Below are 7,373 nucleotides of genomic sequence, written 5' to 3'. Positions count from 1 at the left end.
AATTCCAGGTGCCATAAAAACGGTCTTTGGCTAGCCACGGATTAGCATTGCTATTTACACCAGCTGTTAAGATGGCAGTTGTACCTACTTGGACTCCATTGACTTCAAACCTGAGTTGTGCATAAGGGGATACATTGTTCAAACTAATGGCATATGCTGAAAAATAATAATCAGTATTTGGTTCCACATTTACAGTTTCCTGCCAAACTGTGGGTTGAGGTGAGTATTTTGCTCCGTTGACAATCATAAAATTATTTGGAGACAGGCCGTTGTTAACTGTATGATCATAGCCCCAAAAATTTGTATGTGTGTATTGCGCATTGTAATGGATTGCATATTCACTTTCAGGGGCGTAAAGCCCATTAGGGGTAGGATCGTAAACATATCCTGAAGTGAAACCGGTGTTTCCTGCAGAAAAATCACCATTCACGACCAAATCGGTTGAAACCCCTAATGTGGCAGTGGCAGTACAACCATTGGCTCCCGTGACAACAACGCTGTATTGTCCGGCAATATCCACCTCAATTACAGCTCCGGTCTGGCCGGTATTCCACAGGTAGCTCACCCCACCTGATGCTGTTAAACGTATTTTTCCTGGTACTGAGCAATAATCTGCAGTAATAGTCGCATTGGGAGGTTCAAGATTGGTAACAGTGACTGATGCATTTGCACTGCAAAGAGATAATGGATTTGTGTAACTTACTGTATATGTGGTGGTTGTTCCTTGCGTAATATTTTGAATACTTGGTTCGTTTGAAGTGAAGCCCGCAGGGGTTGATGACCAACTGATAATGGGGATGGCAGAATTGGAAGTGCCGCTTAAGGTAACATTGTCGATAGCCCAGTACCAACCATATTCAGCATAATAATAAAATCTGATGTAGAAGTTGTTATTTCCTGTATAAGCGCTTAAATCAATGGTTTGATGATTAAAATTATTATACGCCCCCTGCGTTGTGTTATAAGTGCGAATAGTTGTCCATGTTGTTCCGTTAGTTGATACTTGTACCCTGCCTGATGAGTTTGAATATTCCCTGTAATAGTGATAAAAATCAAGAGATAGTGTTGAATAACCGTTGGTGTTGATGGAAGGAGATTGCAGATACGTTTCAGTTACTTCTGGTCCCCAGCTTGAACCTTGCGCATCACTGTTGGATAAGTAAAATTGAGAGTTGTCGTTTGAGTGAAAGTTTACACCATATGAATAGTTGTCAGGTCTTAATGTCCATGCAGCAAGCGCCGGATTGTCGCCTCCATATGAATTGTTGATTTTAGTCCATGTATTTGTTGCTCCGTTAAATTTTTCCTCAAGCAGTAGTGATGGGGCGTATGTTAAACTAGATGAGGAGAATAAGTCAAAGTCGACACCCGGGCATACTGCAGTAGGCACTGCCCATGCGTTTACCTCAGGTATCGGGTCAACGGTTACTGTAATGGTAAATGGCGCACTTGTGCATCCTCCGCTGGTTGAGGTGGCTGTTACCAGGTACTCAACCGTGCCGGAAGTTGCATTGCTGGGGTTGGTTAGCACCTGATTAATGTTATTGCCTGTATCGCCTGATGCCCCCGTGATACTTCCTGTAATAACGCCCGTTGTCCAGGTAAAGTTGCAGGGTGTGCTTGATGTCAGATCAATATTGGTGCTGGTTCCCGAGCAGATTCTTTTTGTAGCTGCATTGGTCACCACCGGAGCAGGATAAACCGTTACTGTAATGGTAAATGGGGCGCCGGCACAACTGCCTGTGCTTGCTGTTGGGGTAACTATATAATCAACTGTTCCTGGTGTTGCATTGTCTGGATTGATAAGTGTCTGATTGATGGTGTTTCCGCTTCCCGGTGCTGCTCCTGTAATTCCCCCTGTAATTGTGCCAATAGTCCATGTAAAAGTGCTGGGGATGTTGGCGGTAAGATTGATATTGGTAGATGCGCCACTGCATATTTCGTTCGTAGCGGGGTTAGTAACCATGGGCTCGGGGTTAATAACCAGTGTAACTGTAAATTGATTGCCTGCACAGCCCGAATTGCTGACGCCCTGCACTGTATAAACCACATTTACCGGAGCGGTGGTCAGGTTGGTCCAGGCATCATCGGCTATTTCATTGGCAGAAAAACCATTACCTGTTTGAGGGTTGCCGGATGAAGCAGATAATCCGTTATTGTTGATGGATAATATGTTGTAAGAAGCAATGCTTAGTCCATTGGTGCTTGCGGCAAAGTTTACACCAGAAGCAATATCACTACATATAGCTGCAGGGGTTTGATTGTCAGATACAGGTTCGGGATTGATGTAGACAATTGCGCTCAAATTAGTGTTTTCGCATTCGTCTGCAATGGCTTTAATAAAGTAACTAATGGTAGAAGCTGCACTGGAAACATTGGTGATGGTTTGATGTATCAGAGGGCCTGATCCACTGCTATATCCGGTTGTAGTTGCTGCATTTCCTACATCCAGGTTGGGTTCCCATGTAAAGATGGTGCCTGAAATGTTACTTGATATGACAAAATTGGTCGTACTACCCGAACACATAGTCTGTTCCAGAGGGACTACCGTAACTGCAATGATTTGATTGGCCAGAATGATAACGCTATTGGTATTGGAACAACCTGTCGATGTGTTGGTTTCAACCAGCGTGTAGGTTGTGTTGACATTGGGTTCTACCACAGGATTGGAAACAGTAAAATCAAATACCTCGCCCAAAGGATCAGGTGTCCATAAATAAGTATTTCCAGCAACAGGTGGTGCACCAATTTGAATGTCATCTCCCACGCAAATGGCGCCATCGGGGCCGGTTTCGGCAGCAGGTAGTGGATTTACGGTTACGGCCAGTAAACTTGGAGGGCCATTGCCACAGGCATTTTGTGGTGTCACCTGTACATTCCCTGAGTTGACCCCGGCTGTGATATTAATTGAATTTGTTCCTTGTCCTGAATTGATGCTCCATCCAGCAGGTACCGTCCAGTCATAAGTTATACCGGAAACGGGTGTTACACTGTAAGTATGTTCAGTGCCTTCGCAGAAAAGAATGTCGCCTGAAATTGTACCTGCGGTAGCCGGAAGCAAAAATACTGTAACAGGCAAAGTGGAGGTTGCTCCGTTGCCACATCCGTTGGATGGTACAACTGTGATATTTCCGTTAACAGATCCAACTGTAACAGCTATAAGGTTTGTTCCCTGTCCGGCATTAATGGTCCAGTCAGCCGGTACAGCCCAGGTATAGGTTACACCACTTACATTGGTAACGCTGTAAGTTTGTGAGCTGTTTTGGCAGGGGTTGTTTAAGCCGGCAATGGCTGAAGTATTGGCTGGTGGTGCGACATCAACCACAATGTTGCGTGAACCGGCAATTCCTGTGCCGCAGTCGTTGGAAGGGGTAACGGTGATAGTGCCAGAGGTTGCACCTACCGTGTAAGTTACTGAATTGGTTCCCTGGCCTGCTGTTAGTGTCCAACCAGCCGGTGTTGACCAGGTGTAAACAACAAAGGGGACATTTGTTACTGCATATGTTTGTGTTGAGCCAGCGCAAACAGGACTGTTGCCTGTTATGGCTGACGGTTGTGCAGGAGCACTGGCTTGTGGTGTTACCGTGAGTGTTCTTGCTGCACTGCCGCCGCAGGCATTACCGGCGGTTACCGAGATATTACCGGCTGTGGCGCCAACTGTTACGTTAATAGAGCTGCTTCCTTGTCCGGATACAATGATCCAGCCAGATGGTACTGACCAGGTGTATATATAGCCTAGATCGGGAATATTATATGTTTTTGAAGATCCAATGCAAGGTGCTATTACACCGGTAATGGCTCCAGGAATGGCAGGCGTAGAGGTGCTGACATTAATGGCCATTGTTTGGGCTGGTCCATCGCCGCAACTGTTGTGAGGCGTGATGGAAAGGTTGCCTGATTGGTTTCCAAAACGAATTTGGATAATATTGGTTCCTTGTCCACTCAGAATGGTGGAACCTGCCGGGCCTGCCCAGTTGTATGTAAAACCGGCAGGTGGAGGGGGCATGACTGAGAAGTTGTGAACACTGTTTTGACAAACCTGTGTGGTAACCGGGTTGATAGGGCTGGTTTGAACTGGTAAGGATTGTATAGTAACAGCAAGGCTTTGTGCTGTGCCGTTACCGCATGAATTTGAAGGGGTAACAGAAATATTTCCCGAAGCTGCTCCAACGCTTACAACAACTGAATTACTGCCTTGTCCTGAGTTGATGCTCCATCCGGCAGGTACTGTCCATGTGTAGGTAACACCGTTTACGTTAGTTACACTGTAGGTTTGGGTTGAACCCTGGCAGGGCAGATTATTGCCTGCAATTGCTGAAGGTTGTGCAGGGGTTGTGGTAGTGGTAACTGCCAATGTGCGACTTGTACCGTTTCCACAGGCATTTGAAGGGGTAACCATAATATTCCCATTGCCGGTACCAACAGTAACAGTAACCGAATTGCTTGTGCCACCTGCGGTTTGTGTCCATCCAGTCGGGAAAGTCCATGTATAGGTAACACCTGCAACATTGGTAACACTGTAGGTTTGAGAAGTGCCCTGGCAAGGCGAAGTATTACCTGTAATATCTGAAGGTTGCGCAGGAGTAGTACTTGTAGTAACACTCAGGGTGCCTGCGCTGCCCGTTCCACAGGCATTTGAAGGGGTAACGGTAATCGTGCCATTGCTGCTGCCAACTGTAACAGTCACCGAATTGCTTGTGCCACCTGCGGTTTGTGTCCATCCAGTCGGGAAAGTCCATGTATAGGTATTTCCTGCAACATTGGTAACACTGTAGGTTTGAGAAGTGCCCTGACAAGGCGAAGTATTGCCTGTAATAGCTGAAGGTTGCGCAGGGATAGTTAACACTGTGATACTAGCCGAGCCATTCATATTTGTAGTGCATGTGGCTCGTGTAGCAACAACCGTATAGGTTCCAGCTACTGTTTGATTGCCAAATGAAATGGCATTTCCTGTCCCATTGATGGTTGTAAGTGCTGTTGCACCTCTGAATAACTGATAGGTAACATCAGATTCTGAGTTATCAACGCCAACGGGTAACCCGGTGCCACCTGAGCAATATGAGCCGCCACCGGTGACATTGTATTTAGTTGGCACAGCGCAATCTACCCAGGTAATTGTCACTTGCCCATTAGCGCCGGTACCACTACCCGTATTATTGCCGCTTCCCCTTCCGCCGCCACCACCTCCTGGTGAGATTCCTTGACTACCCGAATAATATCTGTCCCCTCCTTTGCCACCGTTACCTTGGCCTAGCCCTCCTGTACCTCCTGTATTCCATGAAGCATTTCCTCCATTTCCTCCATTTCCTGTTGAAGTGGCAGAACCTCCTCCTCCTCCTCCAGCTCTATAAGGGTCGGATCTTGATCCTCCATTACCCCCGGAATATCTGGTATTACCAATGCTAAATGGAATTGTGCTTGAACCCCCATTTCCTGGATTATTGCTTCCAGAACTTCCCCCTGCAGCTTTTACCAGTGGGCCATTGCCAAATGTTGAATTTCCTCCATCTTCTGAGATACCGCCACCAGCACCGACGACTACTGAATATGAGTTACCTGGAACAACTGTAAGAACACTTGATGCATAAGCACCGCCTCCAGCTCCACCACCTGCATAAGTATACGATGTTCCACAGCCTCCACCACCTCCCCAGCACTCAACAGTAACCTGGGTTACGCCTGCTGGGCAGGTCCAGGTGCCTGATGTGGTGTAGGTGATGTTGCCTTTTGGTCCCATCAGTAAATTTCCGTTATTGCGCAGTGTGTCGGGCTTATGACCCTCGGCCAGCCATGCTTCCGTTGCAGGCTGCAAAGCCTGAGTGTCAATGCTGTCGCTTACATGTATGGCTGAGGCAGCCAGCTGTAAGGAATCGGGTGTTTTTCCCGGTTCAGTCATGGCCGGGGGTATTTCTTCCCTCTTCTCCGTCACTTCAGGCTGCACGTTGGCCAGCATGGTTGAGTCAACGGTGGTGAGGCCTTCGAGGCGCACATGGCGGTTATAAAAGCTTACCTGCTGGTCGCGGGCACCCCAGGCGTAGATGCGGATGCTCAGCGTGTCGGGGTAGCTAACGCTGATATCGGCAGGCAGGGAGAGGTTGCGCGGACTGGTGGTGGCAGCCAGGCGGGGCAGTCCGATGGGAGAGGAGGGACTGCGGTAGCCGTTGGTGGAGGCATAGGCTGCCACTTTCAGTTCGCCGCGGCTCATGCTGATTTCAACATTCAGCTGCACCAGTCTGAAGGTATAACCGGCCTGAGGGGCAATGCGGTATTCGTAGTAGGCATCGTTGCTGCGTTCGCGGGCTGCCCAGCCAATGGAGCCGGCCCCGTGTGCCTGGTCAAAGGTCACCACGCTGACAGACCGGCCCGGTGCGAATGCCACATCTGCCCCGGGGGAGGTGAGGAAGCCGGCATCGCCGCTGGTCAGGGGCCAGTGAATGCTAACCGACTCCTGTGCATTGATATTCAATGAGATAAGTAAAAGCCCTATATATAGGAACATTACGCGCGCGCGCGAAAAAAAAACGGGCAAAAGCGGGCAAAAGTGGCAAAGCCAAAGGTGTAACAATTCTTTACAGAATGTCGCACCTTTGGCTGATAAGCTCAGCGGCCCTCTGTGGGCTATGTGATTCCTGCCAGCTGCCTTCAATGGTCAGTTTGTTTGCTGGCTGCTTCAAACGGGACGGGTACGGGCGTTTTTCAGGCGCAGGTGCGGGTCCTTTTACCGGAGTTGGTTATGCGAAAAAAAACGGGTTCAGCAAGCGTGATCTGTGCAGGGGTGCGGCCTCTCCCAAAGCGAGCAACCTTTGCAGAACACCCGAAATCCCTTTTGTGCTTAACCAACCAAAAGGTGTAAAAATGCAGTCATTCAATGGTTTTAGTTTATCAATCAGGCCGCAGGCTTTTGCAACGTTGCGGCTCATGGTGTTTGGATGGGGGCAATCGGAGAGTGCCCAAATGGCGGGCACAACCTGTAAAGCGGGTAATGGTGATTTTTGAAGCTGAGTAAGCTTAGCGGGAGTAGTTTGTTTGCGTAAGCAGCGATGAAAGAAGAATGTGCTTAAGATGCAATGCCAGGCAGTTGAAATGAAGTAAGATACAGTTCCTGTAAAGTAAGCGGGGGGAGGTGTAAAATTTCTGCACAGCAGGAAAGGCCGGGGGGTACCCTGCCTGAAGGAAGAAATGTGGATTTCTTCTTTGTGATGTGTTTTTTTTGCCTCCAAAATATTCCGCGCAAGCGGGTTTTACATGTTTCCCGTAGCCTGAATATCCCACCTTTTCCTATGCATTCCCATTCAAAACAGTCATTCAATGATTCACTCTCCCAGGTGCTGATTGCTCAGAAATTGAATGTCTGGTGTGTATTCTTAAATTAC

2 protein-coding genes are annotated in these 7,373 nt (G+C 48.1%); both read right to left on the bottom strand.

Annotated features, from left to right (window positions below):
• The coding region (locus tag H6550_00030) for a hypothetical protein (protein ID MCB9044500.1) at positions 1–6,466 on the bottom strand (6,466 nt) is incomplete at its 3' end.
• A gap of 265 nt (positions 6,467–6,731) precedes the next feature.
• Positions 6,732–7,220 carry a hypothetical protein gene (locus tag H6550_00025; GenBank protein MCB9044499.1) on the bottom strand — a complete coding sequence of 163 codons (489 nt, stop codon included), beginning with the start codon at positions 7,218–7,220 and terminating at the stop codon, positions 6,732–6,734.
• Positions 7,221–7,373 lie beyond the last annotated feature (153 nt).

The organism is Chitinophagales bacterium, assembly GCA_020636495.1.
Taxonomy (GTDB): Bacteria; Bacteroidota; Bacteroidia; order Chitinophagales; family Chitinophagaceae; genus UBA5543.
Note: the sequence above shows the minus strand (reverse complement) of the source record. Positions and strands in the feature narration are given on the sequence as shown.